Annotated in this window: 20 protein-coding genes and 1 pseudogene; 11 read left to right on the top strand and 10 right to left on the bottom strand. The window is 72.2% G+C overall.

Going from position 1 to position 25644, the window contains the following annotated elements; all coding sequences use genetic code 11:
- Nucleotides 1-136 precede the first annotated feature (136 nt).
- From AB0J08_RS27495 to AB0J08_RS27485, 3 genes are read left to right on the top strand one after another with little or no spacing between them, the layout of a single operon-like run.
- Entirely contained in the window at nucleotides 137-649 is a 513-nt protein-coding gene (locus AB0J08_RS27495) for an ATP-binding protein (RefSeq protein WP_360639828.1), read from the top strand.
- 12 nt (nucleotides 650-661) lie between these two features.
- Nucleotides 662-1351, top strand: coding sequence for a phytanoyl-CoA dioxygenase family protein (locus AB0J08_RS27490; RefSeq protein ID WP_360639825.1), 690 nt, complete (start codon nucleotides 662-664; stop codon nucleotides 1349-1351).
- Between the two features lie 42 nt (nucleotides 1352-1393).
- A complete protein-coding gene (locus AB0J08_RS27485; RefSeq protein WP_360639822.1) occupies nucleotides 1394-1825 on the top strand; it encodes a hypothetical protein in 432 nt (143 codons plus the stop codon).
- A gap of 61 nt (nucleotides 1826-1886) precedes the next feature.
- Here AB0J08_RS27485 and AB0J08_RS27480 read toward each other — a convergent pair whose 3' ends face one another.
- Complete coding sequence (locus AB0J08_RS27480) at nucleotides 1887-3098, bottom strand: MFS transporter (protein ID WP_360639819.1); 1212 nt, start codon at nucleotides 3096-3098, stop codon at nucleotides 1887-1889.
- Between the two features lie 244 nt (nucleotides 3099-3342).
- Between AB0J08_RS27480 and AB0J08_RS27475 the strand changes: the two genes are divergently transcribed.
- The 4 genes from AB0J08_RS27475 (at nucleotide 3343) to AB0J08_RS27460 (ending at nucleotide 6746) form a co-directional block, all read left to right on the top strand.
- The gene (locus AB0J08_RS27475; RefSeq protein ID WP_360639816.1) at nucleotides 3343-4152 is read left to right on the top strand and encodes a hypothetical protein; all 810 of its coding nucleotides are present in this window, start codon (nucleotides 3343-3345) and stop codon (nucleotides 4150-4152) included.
- 208 nt (nucleotides 4153-4360) lie between these two features.
- Nucleotides 4361-5212 (top strand): hypothetical protein, encoded by an 852-nt coding sequence (locus AB0J08_RS27470; protein ID WP_360639813.1) that lies wholly within the window; start codon nucleotides 4361-4363, stop codon nucleotides 5210-5212.
- Nucleotides 5212-6171, top strand: coding sequence for a hypothetical protein (locus tag AB0J08_RS27465; RefSeq protein ID WP_360639810.1), 960 nt, complete (start codon nucleotides 5212-5214; stop codon nucleotides 6169-6171). Before AB0J08_RS27470 ends, AB0J08_RS27465 begins: the two co-directional genes overlap by 1 nt.
- Nucleotides 6168-6746: a hypothetical protein gene (locus tag AB0J08_RS27460; protein WP_360639807.1), complete on the top strand. Its 579-nt coding sequence runs from the start codon at nucleotides 6168-6170 to the stop codon at nucleotides 6744-6746. The genes AB0J08_RS27465 and AB0J08_RS27460 overlap by 4 nt, the downstream gene beginning before the upstream one ends.
- Before the next feature lie 51 nt (nucleotides 6747-6797).
- On the opposite strand, the gene AB0J08_RS27455 is transcribed toward AB0J08_RS27460, so the two are convergent.
- From AB0J08_RS27455 to ssd, 8 genes are all read right to left on the bottom strand, one after another.
- Nucleotides 6798-7367: a DUF6262 family protein gene (locus tag AB0J08_RS27455; RefSeq protein WP_360639804.1), complete on the bottom strand. Its 570-nt coding sequence runs from the start codon at nucleotides 7365-7367 to the stop codon at nucleotides 6798-6800.
- Nucleotides 7364-9928: a site-specific integrase gene (locus AB0J08_RS27450; RefSeq protein WP_360639801.1), complete on the bottom strand. Its 2565-nt coding sequence runs from the start codon at nucleotides 9926-9928 to the stop codon at nucleotides 7364-7366. Before AB0J08_RS27450 ends, AB0J08_RS27455 begins: the two co-directional genes overlap by 4 nt.
- On the bottom strand, nucleotides 9925-10971 hold the full coding sequence (locus tag AB0J08_RS27445; protein WP_360639892.1) for a tyrosine-type recombinase/integrase: 1047 nt from the start codon (nucleotides 10969-10971) through the stop codon (nucleotides 9925-9927). Before AB0J08_RS27445 ends, AB0J08_RS27450 begins: the two co-directional genes overlap by 4 nt.
- Nucleotides 10972-11158: 187 nt before the next feature.
- Complete coding sequence (locus AB0J08_RS27440; RefSeq protein WP_360639798.1) at nucleotides 11159-11359, bottom strand: DUF4244 domain-containing protein; 201 nt, start codon at nucleotides 11357-11359, stop codon at nucleotides 11159-11161.
- 84 nt (nucleotides 11360-11443) lie between these two features.
- On the bottom strand, nucleotides 11444-12037 hold the full coding sequence (locus AB0J08_RS27435) for a type II secretion system F family protein (protein WP_360639795.1): 594 nt from the start codon (nucleotides 12035-12037) through the stop codon (nucleotides 11444-11446).
- 332 nt (nucleotides 12038-12369) lie between these two features.
- On the bottom strand, nucleotides 12370-13290 hold the full coding sequence (locus AB0J08_RS27430) for a type II secretion system F family protein (RefSeq protein ID WP_360639791.1): 921 nt from the start codon (nucleotides 13288-13290) through the stop codon (nucleotides 12370-12372).
- 346 nt (nucleotides 13291-13636) lie between these two features.
- Complete coding sequence (locus AB0J08_RS27425; protein ID WP_360639889.1) at nucleotides 13637-14818, bottom strand: TadA family conjugal transfer-associated ATPase; 1182 nt, start codon at nucleotides 14816-14818, stop codon at nucleotides 13637-13639.
- 170 nt (nucleotides 14819-14988) lie between these two features.
- The gene (gene ssd, locus AB0J08_RS27420) at nucleotides 14989-16113 is read right to left on the bottom strand and encodes a septum site-determining protein Ssd (protein WP_360639788.1); all 1125 of its coding nucleotides are present in this window, start codon (nucleotides 16111-16113) and stop codon (nucleotides 14989-14991) included.
- A 990-nt stretch (nucleotides 16114-17103) separates the two neighbouring features.
- Here ssd and AB0J08_RS27415 point away from each other — a divergent pair.
- Nucleotides 17104-17901 (top strand): annotated as a pseudogene (locus tag AB0J08_RS27415) (HAD-IB family hydrolase); the annotation flags it as partial.
- 436 nt (nucleotides 17902-18337) lie between these two features.
- Here AB0J08_RS27415 and AB0J08_RS27410 read toward each other — a convergent pair.
- Nucleotides 18338-19231: an oxidoreductase gene (locus AB0J08_RS27410; RefSeq protein WP_360639785.1), complete on the bottom strand. Its 894-nt coding sequence runs from the start codon at nucleotides 19229-19231 to the stop codon at nucleotides 18338-18340.
- Nucleotides 19232-19499: 268 nt separating this feature from the next.
- Here AB0J08_RS27410 and AB0J08_RS27405 point away from each other — a divergent pair, with 268 nt between their 5' ends.
- From AB0J08_RS27405 to acs, 3 genes are all read left to right on the top strand, one after another.
- The gene (locus tag AB0J08_RS27405) at nucleotides 19500-20492 is read left to right on the top strand and encodes an ATP-binding protein (RefSeq protein ID WP_360639782.1); all 993 of its coding nucleotides are present in this window, start codon (nucleotides 19500-19502) and stop codon (nucleotides 20490-20492) included.
- Nucleotides 20493-20950: 458 nt separating this feature from the next.
- Nucleotides 20951-23356 (top strand): SulP family inorganic anion transporter, encoded by a 2406-nt coding sequence (locus AB0J08_RS27400; protein WP_360639779.1) that lies wholly within the window; start codon nucleotides 20951-20953, stop codon nucleotides 23354-23356.
- A gap of 232 nt (nucleotides 23357-23588) precedes the next feature.
- Nucleotides 23589-25544, top strand: coding sequence for an acetate--CoA ligase (gene acs / locus AB0J08_RS27395; RefSeq protein ID WP_360639774.1), 1956 nt, complete (start codon nucleotides 23589-23591; stop codon nucleotides 25542-25544).
- Nucleotides 25545-25644 lie beyond the last annotated feature (100 nt).

Raw genomic sequence — 25644 nt, 5'->3', positions numbered from 1 at the left:
ACCACCGGAGGTACCACGAGCGGGAGTTGACTGTGTACCAGCCAAGCGGGCCACCGGGCGGGACCGATTCCTTCCCTCCGTACGGCTCATCCAAGCCCCCCAGCTCCGGCCTGACGCCCCGAAGGGTTCCTTCGACATGCGCGTGTGCAGCAGCAGCTTCCTCCTGATCCGCGACCCCGTCTCCGTGCCCGTCAGCCGCCAGCGGCTCGGCCGGCTGCTCAAGCAGTGGGGAGTGCGCACGGACGCCGACAGCCGCATGGCCCTGGAGACCGTGATCTCGGAACTCGTCACCAACGCGGTGCGGCACACCACCGGAGCGATGCTCACCGTCGGCGTGCACGCCAACCTCGACCTGCGACGCCTGATCATCGAGGTCTACGACGGCTCGCAGGCCCTGCCCCACCACCAGGTTCCCGGTCCGGAAGCGGAGACCGGCCGGGGCATGTTCCTGGTCGAGCGCCTGGCCCTCGCCCACGGCGCTAACCAGACCACCAGGGGCAAGAAGGTCTGGGCGGAGGTCGCGCTCCCCGACCAGCCCCTGACCCGCCGCCAGCTCCTCACCCACCCCCGGCGGGCTGCTCGCGCCCTCGCGCGCCGCCTTTCCGGCTCTCGACGGCAGCCGATGGCGGCCCTCCTGACAACCGCCTGACGGGAGACCTCCGTGCCCACCACCACCGCTGACGGCTTGCTCGGCGCCCGGGGATTGCGCTCCGGCATCGGATGGACCACCCCCGCCGCCGCCAAGGCCCGAGCCGCCGAACTGGTCGCGCTCCACCGCGCCGACCGGCGGGAGATCGTCCGCAACCCCCACCTGGACACCGACTGGGCGAAGGCGGCCGTTCGCGCACCCCTGCTGCTGACCGCCGTCCAGGCCCTGATCGGCCCCGACGTCGCGGTGGAGAACACCTTCCTGGTCGTGAAGTGGCCCGACCACACCTTCGAGGTCCCCTGGCACCAGGACGGCATCGACGCCCGCGTGGAACTCGACCCCGACCGCTCGGTCTCCGCCTGGCTGGCGATCAGCGACGCCACCCTCGACAACGGGTGCCTGCACGCCGTGCCCGGCTCCCAGCGCTTCGGCTACCTGCCGTTCTCCTCCGAAGCCGAGACCGGCGCCGAGCGCGGCCGGGCGGACGAGGCCACCGGCTTCACCGCTGCCACCGCCACCGCCCTGCCGCTGCCCGCAGGATCAGCCCTGCTGATGGACAGCCAACTGCTGCACCGCTCCGGCACGAACACGGCCACCGGCGCCCGCGTCGGTCTGAACATCCGCTACGTCGCCCCCGGCGGAATCCGCCGGCGCGACCCCCAGAGCCCCAGCCCGGACCCGGTTGCCGGGACCGGCTGGTAGCACCACCCAAGGAAACCCAGCCCCATCGAGAGGAGCACAACGGTGAGCATCCTCGAAGACCTCGGCACCAGCGACAAGTTGGTGACCCGGGTGCGCGTCCTGGTCGGGGAGGACGCCGACGCGGCCCGCCGCGCCGACAAGACCCCGATCGCCAAGTCCGACTGCACCTACTACTGCCCCGACGCGGCCACCGCCGAGCGGTGCATCCAGTCCCTGCGCGAGTCCGACGAGCGCCTGCGCAACCGCCCCGAGGAGCTCATGCTCTGGGACTGGCAGTGCACCTACTGGGAGGCCGAGCCCGGCAACCCGAACGGCGGCGGCACCGTCCTGCTCGGCGTCGCCTGGTACGACCGGGAGTTCTTCGACGACCGGCGCGACGCCTGGTTCGGCGCCATGCACCAGCGGATCTACAAGGACCTCGGCATCCCGCTGGAGGACATCACCGTCACCCACTGGCAGCTGATCGCCAGCTGACCTGAGCACCACCAGCACACCGGCCGGGCCCCGCAGCGCGGGGCCCGGCCCGCTGACGGGGTCAGTCCCGCGCCGCCAGCTCCGGCACCTGCTCGGCCACCGGCAGCGGCCGGCGGGTGCGCGACCACCCCAGCACCAGGACCCCGCCGCCACCGGCCAGCACCGCGACCGTCAGACCGGCACTCAGGAACCCGGCCCTCGGGGCGGCGGCCGCCAGTGCCGGAACGAACAGCATCGAGACCGTCCCGCAGGTGCGGATGACGGTCAGGTCCACCGTCAGCAGCCGCCTTCGGGCGGCCGGAGGGAACAGCGCGAAGTGCGTGGACAGCGCGATCTGCAGGAACGGCGCCACCGCGCCGGACAGCACCGACAGCACCAGCAGCACCGGCAGCGACCCCGCCAGGCCGGTGGCCGCCAGGACCAGCCCGGACACCGCCCACGCCCCGCAGTAGAGCGCGGGCAGCGGACCGGGCAGCCGGACGTTCCCGGCCACCAGGTTGCCCGCCAGGGCCCCCAGGCCGGTGCAGGCCAGCACCGCCGCGTAGGCGGCGGCCCCGGCTCCCAGGCGGGCGGTCAGCAGCGCGGGCATGGCCAGCGACACCGCGCCGGCGAAGATCCCCAGCCCGTGGACAGCCAGCACCAGAGCGGTGTCCGGGTGGGTCCGCACCAGCGACCAGGCGCTCGGCCGCACCCCCGCCGCCTGCGGCCCCGACTCCGCCCGGGTGGGAACCTGCCGACGGCGGCCCGCCAGCAGCACCAGAGCCAGCGCCGAGACGGCGAACGTCGCCGCGTCCGTCCAGAACAGCCCGGCCAGCGGCATCACCGCCAGCAGCAGCCCGGCGGCCCCGGGACCGGCGACACGGGCGATCCGGCCGGTCAGGTCCATCAGGCCGCTGACGGCCTGGACCTCCTCCCGCTCGACCAGGTCCGGCACCATCGTGCCGAGGTTCGGGTCGAACAGGGCACCGCCGACGCCCAGCAGGGCCGCCGAGACGACCAGCCCAGCGGTGCCGAACTGCGACCACGCCCACGGCAGCCCCGCAACCAGGACCAGTCGCACCGCGTCCACGGCGGCCAGCGCCCCGAGCGAGGCGAACCGGTCCATGACCCGGCGCCCGACGGTGCCGAGCACGATGTACGGCAGCGACTCCGCGATGGCCACCAGGCCCATCGCCCCGGCGCCCGCGTGCTCCCAGGCCATCCACATCACGGCCATGGCGTACAGGCGGTCACCGAACACCGACGTCGTCTGCGCTCCCCACAGCAAGAGCACCGGCCCACGCTGTAGCAGCCGCACGTATCGCATGATCCAACTCCGCCCGGGAAGCACGAAGTCCCGGCAGCGTGACGCCACCGGGAACTCCCCACACCCTAGGGCAACTTGAAGATCGCCCGACGCAGGCGCCCCGCACGCGGCATCCCGCCGCTGAGCACCGCACCCCTCACTCGCGCCCGGCGCCGAACTCCGGCAGGCTGGGCACTGGCCCCCAGGACGGGGCCCACCCGGAAGGACTTCCGTGCACCCCCTGATCACCGAGCTCGGCCTGGACGGCGACCCGAAGCTTCTCCACGAGCGACGCGGCACCACCTTCTTCAAGATCGGCGACACCGCCTTGAAGATCACCGACGGCCTGATGGGCGGCCGCGAGGGCGAAGTCCTGGCCGCCCTCGGCGCCGACCACTACCGGGCCCACGGCCAGCACGGCGGCGGCTCCTGGCTCGCCATGCGCTGGATCGACGGCACCAGCCTCTGGGACGCTCTGGAGCCTGCCCACCGCGGCCACGACACCCCCGCCGGGCGCCGGGCGATCCTCACGGCCGCCGCTGAGGCAGCAGAAGCACTCGCAGAGCTGCACGCCGCCGGGTGGACCCACGGTGACCTCCAGCCCGACCACGTCGTCTTCGAGGACCAGGCGGTGCGGATCATCGACCTGGCCTGTGCCCAGGGGCCGGTGGCGGTGCCGTTCTACGTCCACCGCGGCGGCCTGGCCCACACCACCGCCCCCGAGACCGCCGCCCTGATCCTCGACAGCACCGACCACATCACCACCACGCCCGAGGCCGACGTATGGTCGCTGGCCGCCTCCCTGTTCTGGTCCTGGACCCGGCTGCCACCCACCGACTACCGCGACCCCCAGGCCCGCCGCCCCGAACTCCTCGCCGACACCGCCGCTGGCCGCCACCGCGACCTCGCCGCCGCCCGCCCCTGGCCCTTCCCCGCCTTCGAGCAGGCCATTCGCACCGCCCTCGCCCACGACCCCCGGCAGCGGCCGAGCGCCGACACCCTGGCCCGCTTGTTGCGTGCCGCGCTCGCCGACCCGGCGTGAGCCGACCGCCTCGGGCCCGGCCGAGCACCACCCCCACAGGTTCACCCGAAAGGGTGAACCTGTGGGGGAACCCGGATGCGCCGCAGCCGATCTGACCTGACGGTACGTCAGCGAACGGGCCTGTCGGGGGGTTGGCCGAATCCGCACTATGTGTTTCATGTGATTACGATGCGTGCCCGTCCGAGTTGATCTCTGATGGGAACGACGTATGAGCTACACCGATGAGGACGTCCGCGAGGGCCGCCGCCTCATGAACGAGGGCCGCACCAACCGGCTGGCAGTCGGCGACCAGTTAGTGGCCGTCACCGGCCTGGATGACGGCCGCCTCTTCGAGGAGTACTGCAGCTGCATCAGCCTCGCCCCGCGCACCGGGCGCGACTACCGCCACACCGCCCGGATAGCCACCCCGGCGATCCGGCAACTGGTCGCCGAGAGCACCGTGCACGTCAGCTACAGCGCCCTGCGCGAAGGCGCCAGGCTCGGAGCCGGCGGCGTCGCGGCGGACGAGGGCTGGAACAAGCTCCGCACCCTGCTGAAGGAGGCCGAGCGGGACGGCTGGGACCGGATCAGCGTGATTCGCTACCAGCAGGTCCTTGGCGTCGGGCCCGCGCTGCGGGACCTGCTGGAGGGTGCGACCGGCGGCGACGACAAGTCCGCCGAGATCCTGCGGGCCCTGCAGCAGAGCCCGCAGAAGGACCAGATCCTGCGGGCGATGGTGGAGGACGAGGCCCAGATCGGCAACGGTCTCAAGCGGGCCTGGGAGGACAAGCGCCGCCGTGACCGCGAGCGCGACGCCGGGCTCGGTCCCGGAGGCGACAGCCCCAGGCGCGACAAGGGGTACGCCCTGTCGTCGGACCTGATCCGCCTGCGCGACCAGTCGGTGGCCCTCATGAACCGCTACCCGAGGGCCGTCGACCTCGACCAGGCCCAGCGCGCGGCCTGCGAGGAGGCGATCGGCACCCTGGAGGTGCTGGTGGTCTGGGCGAAGGACAAGGCCGGCGTCAAGGCGCGGGCCGTCAGGCGCCCGCGCACAGTCCAGCGCGAGACGGTGGGCGTGTGATGGCGGCCGAGGGCATCCATGACAGCCAGGAGAGCCTGGAAGCGGACGTGGCGGAGTTCTCCACCCACGACCGCAAGGGCGGCTGGGCCAGGGCCCACCTGGTGGCCCGGCGCATCGAGCCGGGCGAGGGCAGCGGCGTCGGTATCGAACAAGAGTCCACGAAGTGGTTCGGTCGAACCACTTTCCGCCGGATCAGCGCGCGGGAGTTCGCCCGCCAGGCCCACACCACCCACAAGCGGGTCATGGCGTTCTACGACGCCTGGAACCGGGCCGCCGCCGACGGCCTGGTCCCCCCGGCGGAGGACCTGGCCCCGGACGAGTACGTCGACCTTCCGGAGGACCTGGGGGCCACACCGTTCTTCGGGGAGAAGGGCTACTACCGCAGCTACGAGGCCCGAGAGGTCGCCGGTGCGCGTGTCCGGGCGATCGAGGAGGAGGCCGAGCGGGCGGGCATCAAGCCCACCACGCCGGTCCTGATGGCCACCCAGCCCGCCGCCCTTCGGACCGCCGTGGTGGCGGACGCGACCGCCCGCACCGCCGCGATGGAGGGCATCGCGGAGTACGAACGCCGGGAGGTCGAACGCGAACAGCTGGACCGCGACGCCGCCGCGCTGACCACCCGCGAACACCAGCAGGACTTCGACCAGCAGCGGCAGGCCGAGATCGACCAGGCCGCCCAGCAGGTACGGGAGGCGACCAAGAACGCCTCGGAGCCGGACCGGGCCTTGCAGGTGTTCAAGGAGATGACGACGGTCCGCCTGGCCACGCTGCGGGCCCTGTCCCTCCTGCAGCAGCACCCGATCTCCTTCAGCGAGGACCGCAGCGCGGCGATCGCCGAGCTGTGTGACCAGGCAGCCGCCGCCCTGTCCTTCATCCGCGACATGGCCACCAGCAGCTCCACGGCGCTGAACGACGCCGCGCTGCGGGCCTTTCTGGACGAGAGCGAGAAGCTGGGGTGATCACCGCCGCGAAGCCCTTCACCCGGCTGGAGAACGACACCGCGGCCGTGTACGTCTGGCTGCGGGCCAACGCCGGCCGGGAGGTGACCTACAAGGAGATCGCCAAGGGCACCGGCATTCCGGTGGGCGGGCGGCTGCAGCGGGCGGTGCGGCAGCTTCGGGCGGCGGCCGAGCACCTGGGCGGCCACCGGCTGGAACGCTTCCGCCCCTCGCGCGATCCCAGGCTCAAGCGGGCGAGCGTGACGCGGTTCAACCTGTCCGGCAAGGGCGACGAATACAGCTCCGATGACGTGGTGCTCGCCTCACGGCTGGCCGTCACCGCGATGGAGGACCTGCGACGCTCGGCCCGCTACGAGGCCGCAAACCTCTTCAGCAACGGCAGCCCCGAGATGCACGCCCAGATGGCGGACGCCGTGGAGGGGTGCATCCAGACGGTCAGCGGGGTCACCGGCCTGAACGTGTCGTTCCGCCAGATCAAGTTGGAGAACCTGGCACTCTCCGAGCGCGTCGCCCAGTTGGAGGCCCGGCTGGAGCACGTCGGCACGTCCGAGGACGGTCTGCAGGCGGCGGGTTGAAACCGGGCTGCCGGTGTCCGGCGGCACAACGTGACATCGGACACCGGCAGGTCAGGTGGTGTTGACCTTCCGCATCAACCGCTTGATGGCTCCCCGGGCAGCGTCCAGGTTCTCCTCAGTCTCAGTGAGCTTGTCCTGCAGCTCGTCCCGCTCGGTCAAGGCCCGGTCCCGTTCACCGCTGATCCGCTCCACGGCCTGCAGCAGCTCCTCGATGCGCTCCGACAGTTCCTTGGTGCCGGACTGATCCAGTTGGGCGCCGAGGCCCCGGCGGACGGCCCCAGTGAGCCTCTGGTTCTCCTCCCGCAGGACCTTGTTCTCCTCGCGGGCCAGCGCGAGATCGGTGGCCAGGCTCGCCGCAGACGCGCCGGCGCCAGCCTGGCGGGTCCGCCGGGCGCCCTTGGCTTGGCCCTTCATGGCCGCCTCGACGTGCTCGCGTACCCCTTCGGCATAGACCAGCCAGCTGGAGACCCCGGCCGTGCGGGCGACCGAGGCGAAGGTGATCGTGTCGCCGCGCTCGCGCATCTGGTCGACGGCGGTCAGCACCTTGGCCCGCTTGGTTCGGCTGTCGCGGGCCCGGGACTCCCGCAGCACGTCGCCGGGGGTCCGCTTAGCCTCGCTCACGCGCTTCGCTCATCGCGCTCGCCGGGGAAGACGGGGTCGGGCAGCCACGTGGACGGCCGGCCGGCCCGCACCTTGCGCAGGACTGCGGCAGCCTCCTCCACCTCGGCCCGCTCCTCGGTGCCCATCGACTCCATCAGGTGCTTCATCGTCTTCAACACTCCCTTGAACGCCTCGATCTCCTGGTTCATGTTGACGATCACGAACTCGGCGACCTCCATGCTGACAGCGATCTCCCGGTTCTCCTTCAACGACCGGATGTGGTCCGCGATCACAGGCAGGTAGGACGGGTCGGGCCGGTAGGCGGGGCAGGCGGCGCACTGGAAGCGGATCGGGCAGCCCTTCCCGCCCGCCTTGACGTTGCGGGGGTCACTGCAGTTGCCGAACGGCACCGGCACCGTGCCCAGCTCGTAGGCGGTGGTGGAGGCGAACGGTGCCTCGTTGCCGTTCCGGTCGACGGTAAGCTTGCGCAGGACGTTGATCGCCTCACGCATCCGCTTCTGGGTCACCCGGTAGTAGCCCTGGGTGGTGACCGTGGACTTGTGGTCCATCAGCTCGCACAGGACCTCGATCCGCACACCGGCATCCGCGTGCCGCTGGCAGTAGGAGTGCCGGAAGGCATAGGGGAAGATCAGGCTGCGGTCGAACGGCAGTTGGTTCCCCTCTTGGTCCAGTTCCTCCGACAGCAGTTCCGGGATGCTGTCGGCCCAGGTGCGGATCAAGTTGGACACGTGGTCGGAGTTCAGGTGCCGCAAGATGCCGTTGTCCCCGGCCGGCGGGAAGAGGTAGTCGTCGGCGCCGAGCGGCAGGTCCAGCCCCGCGCGTATCTGCTTCCAGGTCTTGATCGTGTTCGCGGTCTCCGGGTAGATCGGCAGATGGCGGCCGTTGCGGCCAGCCTTCCGGTTGTCCCAGATCAGCTCCCACCCACCGAGCTTCTCGCCCTTGGCATCCGTCCCGCTGACGTAGGTGAGGCAGTCAACCCGCAGTTCAGCGATCTCGTAAGGGCGCCGGCCGGTGTCCCGCAGCAGTTCGTAGACTGCGCGGGCCATCGCCTGGACCTCGTGCGGCTCCATCCGGCCGTGGGAAACGCCCAGTCCGAGGAGGTCGGTGTTCCGGTTGAGCTGGGCGATCACCGACTCCGGCAGGGCACTTCCGGGCTCGTCCTCGTTGACGTCCTCGTTCTTGATCACGTGGCTGGAGTGCCGCGCGAAGCGGGCCGACATGCCGTCCAGGTGCCCGGCGGCCCGGTTGTGGTCGAGGATCTTGAAGAAGGTCGACAGCAGGGTGCCCCGCTGCTTGGAGCCCATCGGGCCGCTGCCGTCGACCTTGAGCAGGTGGCGGAAGGTGTCCACCACCGCGTTCATGTCCGCGAAGCTAAGCATGGCCGGGTCCTCGCCACCGCCCGGGCGCATCTCCAGGGCCCGCGAGGCGGCCGTGCAAGCCCGGTGCCCCCGGCGCACGTCGGAGGTGGTGGGCTGTACATCGGTGATCCAGCTGACCAGCATCTGCCGCAGCCACGACTGGCGGATCTGCGACACGTCCAGACTGCCGGGCCGGGTGGTTTTGAGCCCGCCGCGGATTCCCTTCACCCCGAGCTCGGACAGGTCCAGTACCGGCTTGGCAGCCGGGTCCAGCCCCCGGAAGCGATCGAAAGCCGCCGCGACGACCCGGAACGTCTCGCGCACCAGGGAGCTGACGTTGGCCTGCATCCGCTCCGGGAGCCAGGCAGGGTCACCAACCGCGATGCACTCCACCGCGCCGACCAGGCGCGAGACGGCCTGCCTCACCGCCGTCGGGTCGATCTTCTGCCTGTTCACCTCGCGCTGCGACAGGGCGTACAGCATCTCCGCCCGCACCAGCGGCGCCAGCGGTGCCAGCGAGAACTGGTGGACGCTCAGATAGGGCGCTTGGCGCTCCAGCCACTGCCTGTCCACGGTGCTGCCCTGTGAGCTGCGGCCGATGGCGCCGAGGTGGTTGCGCCAGGCGTCCGCGTGGTTGTCGCACAGGCCGAACGTGGCCCGCGAGTCGTACCGGCAGCCGGCCACCACACACGGCGCGACCGCCTCGTAGGGCTGCTGGCGGGTGATCCACTCCCGGAGGTCGGACTCCGGGTCGCGCAGCAGTTCCTTGTGCCGCTTGGACCCGTGCGCGTTGCACAGGCCCCACAGGAGAGAGTCCCGGGGGCACCCGAGGACCAGGCACGTGACCCGCTCGCCGCCGATCGACCGATTGCGTTCGGGCACGTGGACGGCCATGAACTCCTTGATCGGCAGCCCGGTCGCCCGGCGAGCCCTGGCGCAGGTGTCGCACAGACCCCTCGCCTTGATCAGGTTGTTGCAGGCGTCAACTCCGCAGTGGAACACGGCCGTCGAAGGGTTCGTGGGGTCGCCCGTGAAGAGCAGGGTGGAGCCGTCCCATTCACCGGGGCGCCAGGCGGGCCCGGTGTTCTCGGCCAGCCACGCCATCCACTCCTCCCGCACCTGCGCGGACAGCCGCTCGGCCGCCTCGTCGTCGGGCACCAGCCTCACCTGGTGCAGCGGGATGACGTTCCCTCCGGCGGTCATGCCCACATCTCCTTCGTCCGCTCCGCCACCATCTCGACGGCCTCGCGCTTCTCCTGGTCGGTGGTGTGGGTGTAGCGGTCCTGCGAGGACGGCGAGGCGTGCCCGGCCAGCTTCTGGCGCATGTCCCGGGGCATGTCGTTGCGGGCCCAGCGGGTGATCGCGGAGTGCCGCAGCATGTGCGGGCGGGCCCGGAACCCGGCCTTGTTCGCCAGCCGGACGAACAGGTCGTAGGTCGAGGGGTACTTCATCGGCTCGCCCAGCGGGGCGTGGAACAGGTTGACGAACACCATGTCGCAGTCGGCCGCCTGCGGCACCTCGTCGCGTTCGTACTGGTAGGCGTTGTACAGCTGCACGATGTCCGACTGGACCGTGATCCAGCGCGGCTCAACGGACTTGGCGTAGGCGCCGTTGCTGTTCACCCGGCGCCGCACGTGCACGTGCGGGCCCTCCACCCGGCAGCCCAGCAGCGAGGAGTCCGGAAGGAAGTGCATGTCCTCGCGACGCAGTCCGAGCGCCTCGCCGATCCGCATCCCGGTCGTGGCGAGCAGTCCGATCAGGAATCGGTCCCGGGCGCGGGTGGTGCAGTTGAGTAGGTGCCGGATCTCCTCGTCCGTCAGCCACTCGTAACCGGGCACCGCCACGCGATACTTGATCCGGCGGCTCTGGATGACCCGGTTCTGCCCGTCCTCCCCGGGGTCGAAGCCCGGCGGGGTGTAGCGCAGGTACTTCGGCTGCACGAGCATGCTGGCCACACTTGCTGGAACCCACCCCTGCAGGGCACACCAGCTCAGGAAGTCGCCCATGGTGCCGGTGATCGCGTTCGCGGTCCCCTTGCTCCGGAACCGCAGTTCGACCGGCGGCCGCTTCCCTCTACCTGGCAAGGGTTCCTCGATCAACCACCTCTGAAAGCTCAGAAGTTGAGGAAGAGCCGGCGCCGCCCAGTCGATGCCGTTATCGGTGCAGTACGACAGGTACAGGGCGATCCGGCCGGAGTAGGTGCGCTCGGTGTTGTAGGCCCGGCCCGCACCCCGTAGGCCCGCCAAGTACGCGCACGCCTCGGTATGCAGCTCGAACGACTCATTGACGACAACCCAGTAGGCGGTCTCGTCGGCGGAGATGGCCCGCTCGGCCCGGTAGTGACGACGCAGTGCAGTGGAGGTGACCAACGTGCCTTACATCCCTTGGATACTAGTGAGGCATGTAGGATTCAGCATACTTGCCTCACGTGCCTTAAGACTTAGAAGTACCCAAGATAACGAGCGTGCCCACCGCGTACTCGGCGGTGGTCATTCCCGCATCCGACCTGTCCCTGGCACGGGCTGCCCGACGGATCCGGACGGCCGCCCAGCGGCTCCGGCGGCGACACACCCCGACCAGGCTCCGGCACGGACGCGCGGTGCCGACGGACCTGAGCGCGATCACTGCAGTCATGTCTCTCTCCTTGGGTTTCCCGTCGCATAAGGGCCGGGGCGACCCCCTGCAAGCTCTCGTACATAGAAATGTTTTGACGCTACGTCAGATAGAACGGGCAAAGCCGGCCGTGAGCCCCATGACCACCGGAACCACACTGATCAGCACGAACGCGGGGAGGAAGCAGAGCCCGAGCGGTGCCGTGGCGAGCACACCGGCACGGCGGACGCGGGCGTGCGCCGCGCGGGCGGTCGCGCTCCGACAGGCCTGGGCCAACCCGGTCAGCGGTCCGGCCGCCGGGGCCCCGCTCAGGCTCGTCCGAACCAGGCAGCGTGCCAGTGGCGCCAGGGCCCGGTGCTCCTCACCCAGCCGACTCCAGCAGACCTCCGGCGGTGCCCCCAGGTCCAGTTCGGCCGCGATCGTGACCAGTCGGGGCCCCATCGGGGCACCGACGCTCCGGCCGACCGCCACCACCGCTGCGGCAGGAGAGGCCGCCGACCCGAGGCAGGCCGCGAGCAGCTCCGCTGTGAACGGGAGCTGCCGGGCGAGCTGCTCCTCCTCCAACGCGAGCCGCCGTGCCACCGGGGACTGCGCCCTCGACAGCCGCCGGTACAGACCCACCGCCAGCAAGGCACCCGCCACCACGCCCGTTCCGCCGCCGAGCAGGACGGCCGCACCCGCCCCGGCACAGGCCGCCACGACCGCCCGCCGCACCTGCCCTGCCCCGGCCGCGCCCGGTGCGGTGGAGCCGACACTCGGCAGGGCCCACCGCCGCCGGCCGACGAGCCCTCCGACCCGCGCCTCGGCCCGCACCTCGCCCGACGACTCACCCTGCCCGGCCCGGGCCTGCCATCGGACCGAAGCGAACGGTCCGGTCCGACAGGGGGCCCGGCGGCGCTCCCCGGGCCCGGTACCGGAGCCCAGCAGGGCGACCGCTCTGCGGCGCCCGGCCCACTCGTTCGCCCACCGGTGCGGAAACAGCGCCCATGCCCCCAGCCCCGATACGAGGGCGACCAGCTCGACACCGGCCGTCACGCCGATGCCGTCTCGGCCCGAAACGAACCGCTGAGCCGACCGGGCCGGGCCCGCGTGCGGGAGATGCCACACCGCCACCCGCCACTGTCGAATCGGCCACCGACTCCGGGTCCGGGCTTGGCCCCGACCCCAGCCCCGAGCCCGGCCCCGCTCATACCTCGGCCCCCGGCCGCAGCCCCGGCGGCCGCCCGTCCGCCGCCCAGAGGATCCTCCAGGGCGCCCTGTGCGGCCGCCCGGACGATCCGGGCCGTCCACGCCACACCGAGCCCCTCCAGGACCGCTCCGCCCACCAGGCAGGCAAGGCCGGCCGGGGTGTGCAGCAGGACGGTCACCGGCCGGGCGCCGAGCGACGCGCCGAGCAGCAGCCCGGCGACGGGCAGCGCCGCCAGCACGGCGACCGTCGTTCGCGGCCCGGCCAACTCGGCATCGATCTCCTCCGCCAGCGCACGCTCGGCGCGCAGCGCCTCGGCGACTCCGTCCAGCCCGGCGGCCAGCCCGCCGCCACCATCGGACGTGACCCGCCAGCAGGCGGCGATCGCAGTCGCCCCGCGCCCGCCCGGCAACTCCGCGAGCAGTTGGAAGGCCCCGGGTACGTCCCCGCCGTACCGGCCGGCCGCGAGCCGGGCCACCGGCTCCAAGCCGACCCGGCGCAGGGCCTCGCCGTCTTCGGCGAGACGCGTGGTGACCACGTGCAGTGCCTGCTCGGGCGTGGCTCCACCGCGCAACTCCCCGGACAGGGCAGCACAGAGGTCCACCACCGCGGAGGCCCGCTGCCGGGCCTCCGCCTCCACCGCGCGACGCAGCCGCCAGCGCCGCAACGGAACGAAGGCCAACACGGCGGCCAGCACCGGGACGGGCGAGGCCGTCGCCTGCGCGACCCCCAACCCGCCCGGCAGGAGCAACAGTTCAGGCGTCAACCACCCCGGCCGACGGAACCGCCCGGCCGGGCCGCCTCCGGCTGCCACCGGCCTCGGCCACGGGGGCATCACCGCACCGCCACTCCCGCCCCCTCCTCCGCCGCTGCCCCCGGCGAACAGGAGTCCGGAGCGCCTCGCGCCCGTCACCCGGCGCTGCAGAGCGCACCAGCCCGCCGATGCCGCCACGCAGAGCACCGCCACCCAGCACAGCTCGAACTGACTTCTCGTCATGTCATTCACCCCTCTCATCGCCTGCCCTTGCCGCGCCACAACCCCAGCAGCGCCACAGCTCCCGTCACACACCCGCAGATCAGCAAGCCGAACGCCAGCTCGGCCGCGTCCGTGATCACGGCGGCCCTTGCGGGAGCGCAGCCCCCACGGCCACCCCGCGGGTCGTGAGCAGCCGGAGCAGGCGCTCCCAGCCGACCCCGGGCACGGTGGCTCCGTCCGCCGTGAATGCCACCGCCGGGGTGGTGACGGCCAGCCCGGCGCGATCTCCGGACAGCGTGTGGATCTCGGCGACCCGGCGCCGCCCGGATGCCGGCTCCCGCACCAGGTGCACCACCACGTTCAGGGCGGCACGGAGTTGGCTGTGCAGCGCCGCCCGGTCCAGCCCGGCGAGCGATCCGAGCGCCTCCAACCTGACCGGCACATCCGCCGCCGCGTTCGCGTGCACGGTGCCGCAGCCGCCCTCGTGGCCGGTGTTCAACGCGGCCAGCAAGTCCGACACCTCGGCTCCGCGGACTTCTCCCACGACCAAGCGGTCGGGTCGCATCCGCAGCGCCTGGCGGACGAGGTCCCGGAGGGTCAACTCGCCGAGCCCCTCCTGGTTGGGCGGCCGACTCTGCAACCGGACCACGTGCGGATGGGCGGGCCGCAGCTCGGCGGAGTCCTCCACCACGACGATGCGCTCGCCCGCCCCGGCCAGCCCGAGCAGGGCCGCCAGCAGAGTGGTCTTGCCCGTCCCGGTGCCACCGCTGATCAGCAGTGAGAGTCGGGCCCGCAGGATGCCGGTCAGCAGCTCGGCGCCGACTGCGGGCAGCGCCCCGCCGACCACCAACTCGTGGAGCGTGAAGGGGCGGGGTCGGCAGACCCGCAGTGAGATGTGGGTGCACCCGGACGCGATCGGCGGTAGCACCGCGTGCAGCCGAGTGCCGTCCGGCAGCCGCGCGTCCACCCAGGGTCGCGCGTCGTCGAGTCTGCGCCCGGCCGCCGTGGCGAGCCGGTGCGCCAGTCGCCGGACCGCCTCGGCGTCGGCGAAGCGGACACCGGTGACCCTGCGCAGACCGCCGCCCCGGTCGACCCACACCTCGTCCGGCCCGTTGACGAGCACGTCCGTGACATCGGGCGCCGACAGCAGCCGGTCCAGCGGGCCCGCACCCACCAGTTCGGCGCGCAGCGAGCGCACGGTGTCGAGGACTTCGTCGCCGCCGAGCGGCGGGCGGGTGGCCCGCAGCACCGCTGCGACAGACCCGGCCGTCGGCGCCGCGCCCGACTCGGCCAGTCTGAGCCGCACGGCGTCGACCAGCGCTGCCGTCCGCTCCTCCCGGGCCGTTCGCCCGTAGGGGGGCGGCTCGGGCCGCGGGTGCTGCTCCGGCGGACCGGCGGCCGTCGCAACGCTGCGGAGCGGCCGACGCTCCCGCGCACCGAGGCTCCGCCCGGCGGCAATCGCCCTTCCTGTGCCTCGAAGACGAACCATCAGTACACGCCTCCGCCCACCGCCGGCACCGGCGGCAGCACCTCGTCAAGGAACGTCTCGCAGAAGCGCGCCAGCGGGCCGTCCGTTCGGATCCCGGGCGGCACGCCCTGCTCGACGTCGGCGGCCAAACCGGGCTCCGGCTCCAGCTCCCCCGCGAGTTGGAGCCGCAGCCCCCGCGCGATCCGGTGGGCCGGAAGTCCGAAGGGCCGCAGCGGGCGCACCACGGCCCGTACGTCGTCGAGTCGCATCCGGACGGAGGCCGCGACCCGGTCGGCGGCCGCGACCGCGCGCAGTTCGGCCGGCACCACCAGGAGCGCCGTGTCGGACTGTTCAAGTGCCTGCCCGGCGGCCGGGTCGAGCCGGCGCGGCACGTCGACCACGACCAGCCCGCCCCGGCGCCGGGCGGCGGCCAGCACGCTGCGCATGGCGTCGGGCGGCACGGCGAGCGTGTCGCCGCGGTCCCAGGACAGGCAGGAGAGCGAGGTCAGCCGTTTGAGCACCGGCAGTGCCTTGGCCAGCTCGGCGCCGCTGACCCGGCCCCGAGAGCCGGCCAGATCGGGCCAGCGAAGACCGCCGGCCGTCTCACCGCCGAGCAGGATGTCGAGCCCGCCCCCGAGCGGATCGCCGTCGACGAGTATGGTCCGCCTGCCCGTGCGCGCGGCCGTGACCGCGAGCGCACAGGCCAGGGTGGACGCGCCGGCGCCGCCCCGGCCGCCGAGCACCGCGACGGTGAGCGCCGGCGTGCCGATGCCCTCGGTGGCGTCGGCGATCCGATCGAGCAGCCAGGCTTCGGCGTCCGGCAGGAACAGCACGTGCTCGGCCCCGAGCTGGACGGCTCTGACCCAGACCCCGGGGTCGTCCAGGTCCAGCCCGAGCAACAGCACCCCGGACCGGCGAGGAAGCCCGGCGCATCGCTCGACCTGGTCGTCCCCGACCAGCACGAGCGGGGCGCTCTCCCAGAGCCCGCGCGTCGGCGGGGCTCCCCGGATCAGCTGTGGTTCGGTACCGGCGGCCGCGCAGAGCCGCAGCATGTGCTCGGCCAGGCCTTCGTCCTCGGTGACGACGAGCGGGCCGGCGGCCTCCGGCCCGTGCGCGGCGGCGTGGTCGGTGAGTGGTGTCGACATGACGGTCTCCCCTGTGCGGCGCCCGGCCGCGCTGAGCGGTACGGGCGCACATCCGGATGGACGCGGCGGGCGACGCCCGGCCGACCCCGTAGGGTCCGCCTGGCAACCGCTGCCGTCCATCACGGTGGGGGGTGATCCGGATTCCGTCAGCCCCGTTCCGATTCCCTGTGGATAACTCGGGGCTGTGGATAAGTACGTTCACTCGGACGGGGGGCTATTGAGTAAAGAATTGACGAAACGGCCTCACCGAGAAGAACCGGCACATCACGGAGAGCCGGAACGGGCGGCATCCACAGGGACCTCCCGAACACGCTCCGGGGCTTCTTCGCCCCCTCTTCGAAGCGCCTCGCGGGCATCTTCGGAGCGCCGACCAGCCATCGACCACGCTGAGCAACCGGCGACGGAGAGTGACGAAAGCGGATCGGCGCACCCACGACCCAACACCCCCTGGAGATCGCCACCCGAGGGCCCGCGGAGTCCTCCGCCAGAGCCGTTCAAGCCCTGAAAATGGCCCCGGACGTGCGACGACCCCCGCCGGGGGGGAGAGCGGGGGTCGTCTATCCACAGCCCGACTCGGGGGGGGAGGAGCCGGACCGGGTTAGCACGGTCGCGAACGATCCGTGACTTCCATGGTGTACCCGAGCGGCCAGAAACACAAACCCGCACGCCCATGAGTACACCGAATGGCGGGCCGTTTTGCGGCGCCCTCTATCCTCGGTTCCCGTGGACACCACCGAGAACGCCGACGAGTACGCCGACGAGTCCCCGGACTCCACCGCCGAGACCACTGAGACCGCCGAGATCGCCGAGATCGTGGAGCCGGCCGGGGCTGCCGGGAACAGCGAGAACCCGGCGACCACCGAGAACTCCGGGAGTTCCGGGGCGGCCCCGGGCACCGCGGCCACCGGGCAGAGCGCGCAGGCCGCGACCGAGGAGCCCGGCGGGCCCGCCCCAGCCGGCCGCGCGGCTGCCGGCCCGCGCCCGGCCGGCCCCAGGACGGCCGCCTTCTTCGACCTCGACAAGACCATCATCGCCAAGTCGAGCGCCCTCGCCTTCAGCCGGCCCTTCTACCAGGGCGGCCTGATCAACCGTCGGGCCGTCCTGCGCAGTGCGTACGCCCAGTTCGTCTTCCTCGTCGGCGGCGCGGACCACGACCAGATGGAGAAGATGCGCGAGTACCTCTCCGCGCTCACCCGGGGGTGGAACGTCCAGCAGGTCCGCGAGATCGTCGCCGAGACCCTGCACAACCTGATCGACCCGATCATCTACGACGAGGCCGCCTCGCTGATCGAGCAGCACCATGCCGCCGGCCGCGACGTGGTCATCGTCAGCAGCTCCGGCTCCGAGGTGGTCGAGCCGATCGGCGCCCTGCTCGGCGCGGACCACGTGATCGCCACCCGGCTGAAGATCGAGGACGGCCGCTACACCGGCGAGATCGAGTACTACGCCTACGCCGAGAACAAGGCAGCCGCCATCCGGGAGTTGGCCGAGGTCGAGGGGTACGACCTCGGCCAGTGCTACGCCTACAGCGACTCCTCGACGGACCTTCCGCTGCTGGAGGCGGTGGGCCACCCCTCCGCCGTCAATCCGGACCGTGCGCTGCGCAAGGAGGCGGTGGCCCGCGAGTGGCCGGTGCTGGTCTTCGACCGCCCGGTGGAACTGCGGCGACGACTCCCGGAATTCTCCGCGCCGAGCGGTTCGGTACTGACGGCCGTGGCCGTCGGCGCGGCGGTGCTGACCGCCGGCGTGATCTGGTACGCGGCGCGGCGGCGCCGACCGGCGGCCTGAGGGCGCGCGGTCGGCGGCAGGTGCACGGGCAGGCCCGGCGCCTCACCCGTGCGCCCGGCGGCCATCGCGTGCGCCCCGTTTCAAAGGTGACTTGCCTGCCCGTTTGGGACAAAACGGGCAAAAGCCGAAGAGTTCTCGTTTCGGGTTCCCCTTTCCCCCGAAACGCGATACAAATGAAGCACGGCCCGCGAGACCCGGTCAGGACCGAAGAGGTCAAACCGACAACGCAGTTCAGGCCCACGGACCGCACGTACAGATAGTCGAGCACCCACATGCAGCCGACCCGCTGTCGGGCCGCCGCACCAGACGAACGGGCAGGATCCCCGTCTGATGGGCACTTCCGGTGCATGCATGGTCACCCGGCACCTGTACCAGCGGCGGCATCCGGCAGGATCGGATGCCGCCGCATCTCTCTGCCCGGCGCGGGGCGGGCCGGTCAGACCATGCCGCGCTGCATCGCCTCGCAGACCGCCGTGCTCTCCCGCACACCGAGCCGCAACGCCCGGCCGCAGTGGCCGATCCAGGCCGCCAGGCCCTCCGGCGTGCCGGCCAGGTACCCGGCCAGCGCACGCCGGTAGGCATCCGTACCGAGCTCCGCGAAGCCGACCTCGGCCGGGCAGATCGACTTCGGGTCCAGCCCCTCGGCGATCAGCACGACCCGTTGCGCGGCGCGCGCGATCACGCCGTTGTGCGAGCCGAACGGACGCAGCGCCAACAGCTCCCCGTGCACCACCGAGGCCACCACCAGGGCCGGCGTGCCGACACCCTGCCCCTCCGCCCGGGCGATCAGCAGCCGGGAGAGCTGGTCGAGCCGGGCGGCGACCTCCTCGGCCCCGGGGGCCGGCGGCAGTCCGATCGCCGGTCCGGCCGGACCGGCTTCCACCTCGACGCTCTCCACCGGCTTGAGCTCCAGCGGGAACAGGGCCTCCACGCCCTCTCCGGCCTGCCGCGGCCGCCCCGCCGCCGGATCGGCGTCACCGACCGCCAGCAGATGCAGCCGGGCCAGCACCTGGAGCGGGGAGTGCCGCCAGATGCTCAACAGCTGGCCGGCTTCGGCTGCGATCCGCAGCGCGGCGCCGACCGTACGGGACTCCGGGTCGGCGCTGAAGTCCGTACGGCGCCGGACCTCCTCCAGCGGCCAGTCCGCCCCGGCCAGTGCCGCCGAGGCGCGGGCACCGCGCAGTGCGGACTCGGACGTGACCTCGTCCGCACGGCGGCGCATCACCCGGTGGCCGTAGAGCCGGTCGACGGCCTTGCGCACCTCGGCCACCGCGTCGGGCACCCCGGGGAGCTGGGCCAGCGGGGCGAGGGGATCTGTTCCAGTGCTCACCTACCCGAGAGTAATGAACGAGGCGCCCCTCCCGGAACAGCAACCCCGCATCACCCGTTAGAGGCAATCCTCACTTCCCTTCCCCGGTGAAGCCGAAACCGCGGATAGCATGGCCACTATCGGAGACGATAACGATTTCCAACTCTGGAGATCGTCGGCCTCGGCGCGGCGCGGAAGCGACCCTGAAGGGCGGCGCGAGAGCGGCCCGGAAGAGGCCCCGAGAAGGCGGCCCCGAGGTCGGGCCCCAGAGCGAGAGCGGGAGTCCCAGATGAAGATCGCCTTCGTCGGCAAGGGCGGCAGCGGCAAGACCACGCTGTCCTCACTGTTCATCCGCCACCTGGCCGCTGCCGGCCGACCGGTCATCGCCGTCGATGCCGACATCAACCAGCACCTCGGCCCCGCCCTGGGCCTGACCGACTCTCAGGCCGCGGAGCTGCCGTCCCTCGGCGCCCACCTGCCCGAGATCAAGGAGTACCTGCGTGGCGACAACCCGCTGATCCGGTCCGCCGAGGAAATGATCAAGACCACGCCGCCCGGCCGGGGTTCACGCCTGCTGCGGATCGTCGAGGAGAACCCGGTGTACGCGGCATGCGCCCGCCCGATCGCGCTCGACGAAGGGTCGGTGCGGCTGCTGGTGACCGGCGCCTTCACCGAGGAGGACCTGGGGGTGGCCTGCTACCACTCCAAGGTCGGCGCGGTCGAGCTGCTGCTCAACCACCTGGTCGACGACCGGGACGAGTACGTCGTCACCGACATGACCGCGGGCTCCGACTCCTTCGCGTCCGGGCTGTTCACCCGCTTCGACCTCACGTTCCTGGTGGCCGAGCCGACCCGCAAGGGGGTCTCGGTGTACCGCCAGTACAAGGACTACGCCCGGGATTTCGGCGTCCGGCTTCGCGTGGTCGGCAACAAGGTGCAGAGCTCCGACGATCTGGAGTTCCTCCGCGCCGAGGTCGGGGACGACCTGCTGACCACCTTCGGGCAGTCCGAGTGGGTGCGCCGGCTGGAGCGGGGCGCCGAGCCACCCCTGCGGAGCCTGGAGCCGGGCAACCGCGCCGTCCTGGAGCAGCTGCGCGCCGAGGCGGACGCCGCCCACGGCCGTCGGGACGCCTTGCGCTACACCGAGCAGGCCGTCCTCTTCCACCTCCGCAACGCGGAGAGCTGGGCCAACGCCAAGGTCGGCATCGACCTCGCCACCCAGGTGGACCGCGACTTCGTGCTTGGTGGCGAGCAGCACGCCCCGGCCGGGGCCCACGCCTGACGACCGGCTCGGCCACCTCGACTCGCCGCATCCGGACCGCCACTGCCTCCACACTGCCGACGGGCCGCGACCTCCCCAGCCCGGGGAGGCCGCGGCCCGTTCTCGCGCGTCCGGCGTCACCCCGGACGCCGCCAGCAGATTTCCATCGGTTCGAACACCACCCAATGGGGTGAATCCAGGGCGCTGGTCCTACCGTCCGGGATGACGCTGTGCAAAGCTTTCATTACCCTCGGTTTACCGAGTCTTGATGGTCCTCTCTGCGGCCTGGTCCTCCACGGCTTCTTCGGGACCCCTTGATGGTCCACGGCCCGGCCGGTGACACCCGCAATCCCCGCCGCGCCCAACGCCATCCCGCCACACCGTCGCAACCCACGACAGCCGATCCGAGCCCCGAGCCCCCCCAGTCGGACTCACCACCGGACCTGACTGCGTTCGTTCCCCGGAAAGACGGGAAGACAATGACCCTCGACATCTCCAGCGCACCCATCGCCTCCGACACCAACGACCACGCCCCGCCCGGCCCGCCCTCCCGCAGCCGGTGGGTGCAGGACTGCTCCGCCTCCCTGGTGGTCTTCCTGATCGCGGTGCCGTTCTCCCTCGGCATCGCCCTGGCCACCGGCGCCCCACTGACCGCCGGCCTCGCCGCGGCGGCCGTCGGCGGCATCGTCGTCGGACTCTTCGGCGGCACTCCCCTCCAGGTCAGCGGCCCCTCCGCCGCGCTGACCGTGATCACCGCCGGCCTGATCACCCAGTACGGCTGGCAGGCCACCTGCGCCATCACACTCACCGCTGGACTGCTCCAGCTCCTCCTCGGCATTCGGCGGGTGGCCCGCACCGCGCTCGCCGTCTCGCCGGCCATCGTGCACGGCATGCTGGCCGGCGTCGGCCTCACCATCGCCATCGCGCAGTTGCACGTCGTCCTCGGCGGCTCCCCGCAGAGTTCGGCGCTGGCCAATCTCCTCGCACTGCCGGACCAGCTGGCTGGCCCGCACCCGGCCGCACTGGTCGTCGGGGCCGTCACCGCCGCCGTCCTGCTCGCCTGGCCCAGGCTCTCCCGGCTCCCCGGCCGGGCCGGGGCGTTCGGCGCCCGGCTGACCAAGGTGCCGGGCCCGCTGGCCGCCGTAGGCGCCGCCACGGCCCTCGCCATGACCCTCGGCCTGCAGCTCACCCGGGTCGACCTGCCCACGTGGCAGCCGCACGACCTCGTCCCCGACCTGCCGCACGGGCCGCTCGCCGCGGTCCTGGCCGCCGTGCTGACCGTCACCGCCGTGGCGAGCGTCGAGTCACTGCTGTCCGCCGTCGCGATCGACCGGATGTCGCACCGCACGGGGGACCTCGACCGCGAGCTGCGGGGCCAGGGCCTCGCCAACATGATCAGCGGCCTGCTCGGCGGGCTGCCGATCGCCGGCGGGGCGGTGCGCAGCACGGCCAACGTCCGGGCCGGCGCACAGAGCAGGTGGTCCTCGATCCTGCACGGCGTCTGGGTGCTCGTGGCCGCACTGGCGCTCACCGGCGGGCTCCGCCGGATCCCGCTCGCCGCCCTGGCCGCACTCGTCCTGGTCGTCGGCCTGCAGATGGTCAGCTTCGCGCACATCCGCAAGGTGCATCGACACCGCGAGTTCCCGGTCTACCTCGCCACCGTGCTCGGCGTGGTGCTGCTCGGCGTCCTGCCGGGCGTGGGCCTGGGCGCCGCGACGGCCGCCCTGCTCGCCCTCTACCGCCTGACCCGCGCCCATGTGGACGTCCTGGCCGGCCCCGACGGCTCGTTCACGGTACAGACGCACGGGCCGCTCACCTTCGCCGCGGTGCCCCGGCTGAGCCGTGCGCTGGGGGGCATCCCCGCCGCCGCCGATGTGGCGGTCGTCCACGACGGCTCCTTCCTGGACCACGCCGCGTACGAAACGCTGCACAGCTGGCGAACCGGCCGGCAGGCGGCCGGTGGCCAGGTCTCGATGGTGACGCGACGTCAGGACGACGAGGTCCTCGATCCCGACGGCACCGTCCGGGCTGGCAGCTCCTCCGGCCCGCACCGCTGCCGGGCCTGGACTCCCTGGGTCGGCCACCACTGCATCGATCAGCAGGAGGATCCGCACGGCCGGCTGCTGGACGGCGTCCGGGTGTTCCAGCTGCACACCGCCCCGCTGGTCCGCCCCGAGCTCGCCCGGCTCGCCCGGGAGGGACAGACGCCCTCCCAGCTCTTCCTGACCTGTGCCGACTCGCGCATGGTCACCAGCATGATCACCAACAGCGGCCCGGGCGACCTGTTCACCGTCCGCAACGTGGGCAACCTCGTACCGGCGCCGTTCGAGCCGGGCGCGGCCGACGACTCGGTGGCCGCCGCGGTGCAGTACGCCGTCGAGGTGCTGGAGGTGCGCTCGATCACGATCTGCGGACACTCCGGCTGCGGCGCCATGAAGGCCCTGCTGGACGGCGTGCACGAGCAACCGGGGCCGCCGACTCCGCTCACCCGCTGGCTGCGCAACGGCCGCGGCTCGCTCGACCGGCTGCGCCGCGCCCCCGCCGAGTTCACCGCCCGCCCGGTGGCCGACCTGGTGGAGCAGCTCTGCATCACCAATGTGGTCCAGCAGTTGGACCAGCTCGTGGCGAACCCCGCCGTGGAGCGCCGGGTCGCCGAGGGCACCTTGCGGCTGGTGGGGATGTACTTCGACTTCGCCACCGCCCAGGCCTACGTGCTCGATCGGGAGAGCGGTCGGTTCAGTCCGGTCGAGGCCCTGGGCGGCACGGCCGGTCCGGCACCCTGCGACACGCCCGGGCAAAGGAGTGAATTCGAAAGGGTCCCTGCCGCCGGCGCGGACCTCACCGCGGCCGCCGTCACCGGGGGCGACCCCCGGCTGGCCGCCTGAGAGCCGGGCCCGTGCCCTGCCGGGCGGGCCGGGGCACGGGCCCACCTCACCACCTCGCCGCCGAACCCCTCCACCCTCGGCATACCGTTCGACTCTCGGTCAAAGGTCTACACCAATTCCCCAGTGCCTCTTGTCAACCGACCACTTCGCCTGGTGAGCTGTGCGCTGGGACACACGGGACAATCCCCACGCACGGGATTGACCCCGATCATGACTCGATGAGGAGTGCGCGTTGAGCAACGAGAGCCTGGCCAACCTGCTCAAGGAGGAGCGGCGCTTCGCCCCGCCGGCAGAGCTCGCCGCCGCCGCCAACGTCACCGCGGCCGCGTACGCGCAGGCCTCCGAGGACCGCCTGGGCTTCTGGGCCGAGCAGGCCCGCCGCCTCACCTGGGCGGTCGAGCCCACCGAGACGCTCGACTGGTCCAACCCGCCGTTCGCCAAGTGGTTCGCCGACGGCAAGCTCAACGTCGCGTACAACTGCGTCGACCGCCACGTCGAGGCGGGCAACGGCGACCGGGTCGCCATCCACTTCGAGGGCGAGCCCGGTGACAGCCGCTCGATCACCTACGCCCAGCTCAAGGACGAGGTCTCGCAGGCCGCCAACGCCCTGCTGGAGCTCGGCGTCGCCAAGGGCGACCGGGTGGCGATCTACCTGCCGATGATCGCCGAGGCGGTCGTCGCGATCCTCGCCTGCGCCCGGATCGGCGCCACCCACTCCGTGGTCTTCGGCGGCTTCTCGGCCGACGCCGTCGCCTCCCGAATCACGGACGCCCAGGCCAAGCTGGTCATCACCGCCGACGGCGGCTACCGCCGCGGCAAGCCGTCCGCGCTCAAGCCCGCCATCGACGAGGCGCTGACCAAGGCCGCCGGGGTCGAGCACGTCCTGGTGATCCGCCGCACCGGCCAGGAGGTCTCCTGGACCGAGGGCCGCGACGTCTGGTGGCACGAGATCACCGCGCGCCAGTCCACCGCGCACACCCCTGAGGCGCACGACGCCGAGCACCCGCTCTTCATCCTGTACACCTCGGGCACCACCGGGAAGCCCAAGGGGATCCTGCACACCTCGGGCGGCTACCTCACCCAGGCCAGCTACACCCACCACGCCGTCTTCGACCTCAAGCCGGAGTCCGACGTCTACTGGTGCACCGCCGACATCGGCTGGGTCACCGGCCACTCGTACATCGTCTACGGTCCGCTCGCCAACGGCGCCACCCAGGTCATCTACGAGGGCACCCCGGACACCCCGCACCAGGGCCGGTTCTGGGAGATCGTCCAGAAGTACGGCGTGACGATCCTCTACACGGCGCCCACCGCGATCCGCACCTTCATGAAGTGGGGCGACGACATCCCCGCGAAGTTCGACCTCTCCTCGCTGCGGGTGCTGGGCAGCGTCGGCGAGCCGATCAACCCCGAGGCGTGGATCTGGTACCGCGAGCACATCGGCGCCGGCAAGGCCCCGATCGTGGACACCTGGTGGCAGACCGAGACCGGCGCGATGATGATCAGCCCGCTGCCGGGCGTCACCGAGACCAAGCCGGGCTCCGCCCAGCGCGCCCTGCCGGGCATCTCCGCCACCGTCGTCGACGACGAGGCCAACGAGGTCCCGAACGGATCCGGCGGCTACCTGGTGCTCACCGAGCCGTGGCCGTCCATGCTGCGCACCATCTGGGGCGACGACCAGCGCTACATCGACACCTACTGGTCGCGCTTCCAGGGCCGCTACTTCGCCGGTGACGGTGCCAAGAAGGACGAGGACGGCGACATCTGGCTGCTCGGCCGGGTCGACGACGTCATGCTGGTCTCCGGCCACAACATCTCGACCACCGAGGTCGAGTCGGCCCTGGTCGGCCACCCGTCCGTCGCCGAGTCCGCCGTGGTCGGCGCCACCGACGCCACCACCGGCCAGGCGATCGTCGCCTTCGTCATCCTGCGCGGCAGCGCCACCGACAGCCCCGAGCTGGTCGAGGAGCTGCGCGCGCACGTCGGCCGGACGCTCGGCCCGATCGCCAAGCCGAAGCAGATCAAGGTCGTCGGCGAGCTGCCGAAGACCCGCTCCGGCAAGATCATGCGCCGACTGCTGCGTGACATCGCCGAGGGCCGCGAGGTCGGCGACACCACCACGCTGGCCGACAGCTCGGTGATGAGCCTGATCCAGTCCCAGCTCCCCCCGGCGGGCAGCGAGGGCTGACGCCCCGTCGAACGGCGCGGTGCCCCGGGCGGTCGTGACCGCCCGGGGGCTCGGCGTCGGAGAGCCGCTCGACCAGGAGCATCCCCGCGCCCTCGCCCCA

Source organism: Kitasatospora sp. NPDC050463 (genome assembly GCF_040655255.1).
In the GTDB taxonomy this organism is placed as follows: domain Bacteria; phylum Actinomycetota; class Actinomycetes; order Streptomycetales; family Streptomycetaceae; genus Kitasatospora.
This window is presented reverse-complemented; position numbering and strand designations above follow the sequence as displayed.

Coding starts and splice junctions, on each gene's coding strand:
- AB0J08_RS27495 (WP_360639828.1), top strand. CDS start 137: ATGCGCGTGTGCAGCAGCAGCTTCCTCCTGATCCGCGACCCCGTCTCC.
- AB0J08_RS27470 (WP_360639813.1), top strand. CDS start 4,361: ATGAGCTACACCGATGAGGACGTCCGCGAGGGCCGCCGCCTCATGAAC.
- AB0J08_RS27465 (WP_360639810.1), top strand. CDS start 5,212: ATGGCGGCCGAGGGCATCCATGACAGCCAGGAGAGCCTGGAAGCGGAC.
- AB0J08_RS27450 (WP_360639801.1), bottom strand. CDS start 9,928: ATGACCGCCGGAGGGAACGTCATCCCGCTGCACCAGGTGAGGCTGGTG.
- AB0J08_RS27440 (WP_360639798.1), bottom strand. CDS start 11,359: ATGACTGCAGTGATCGCGCTCAGGTCCGTCGGCACCGCGCGTCCGTGC.
- ssd (WP_360639788.1), bottom strand. CDS start 16,113: ATGTCGACACCACTCACCGACCACGCCGCCGCGCACGGGCCGGAGGCC.
- AB0J08_RS27405 (WP_360639782.1), top strand. CDS start 19,500: ATGAAGATCGCCTTCGTCGGCAAGGGCGGCAGCGGCAAGACCACGCTG.
- AB0J08_RS27400 (WP_360639779.1), top strand. CDS start 20,951: ATGACCCTCGACATCTCCAGCGCACCCATCGCCTCCGACACCAACGAC.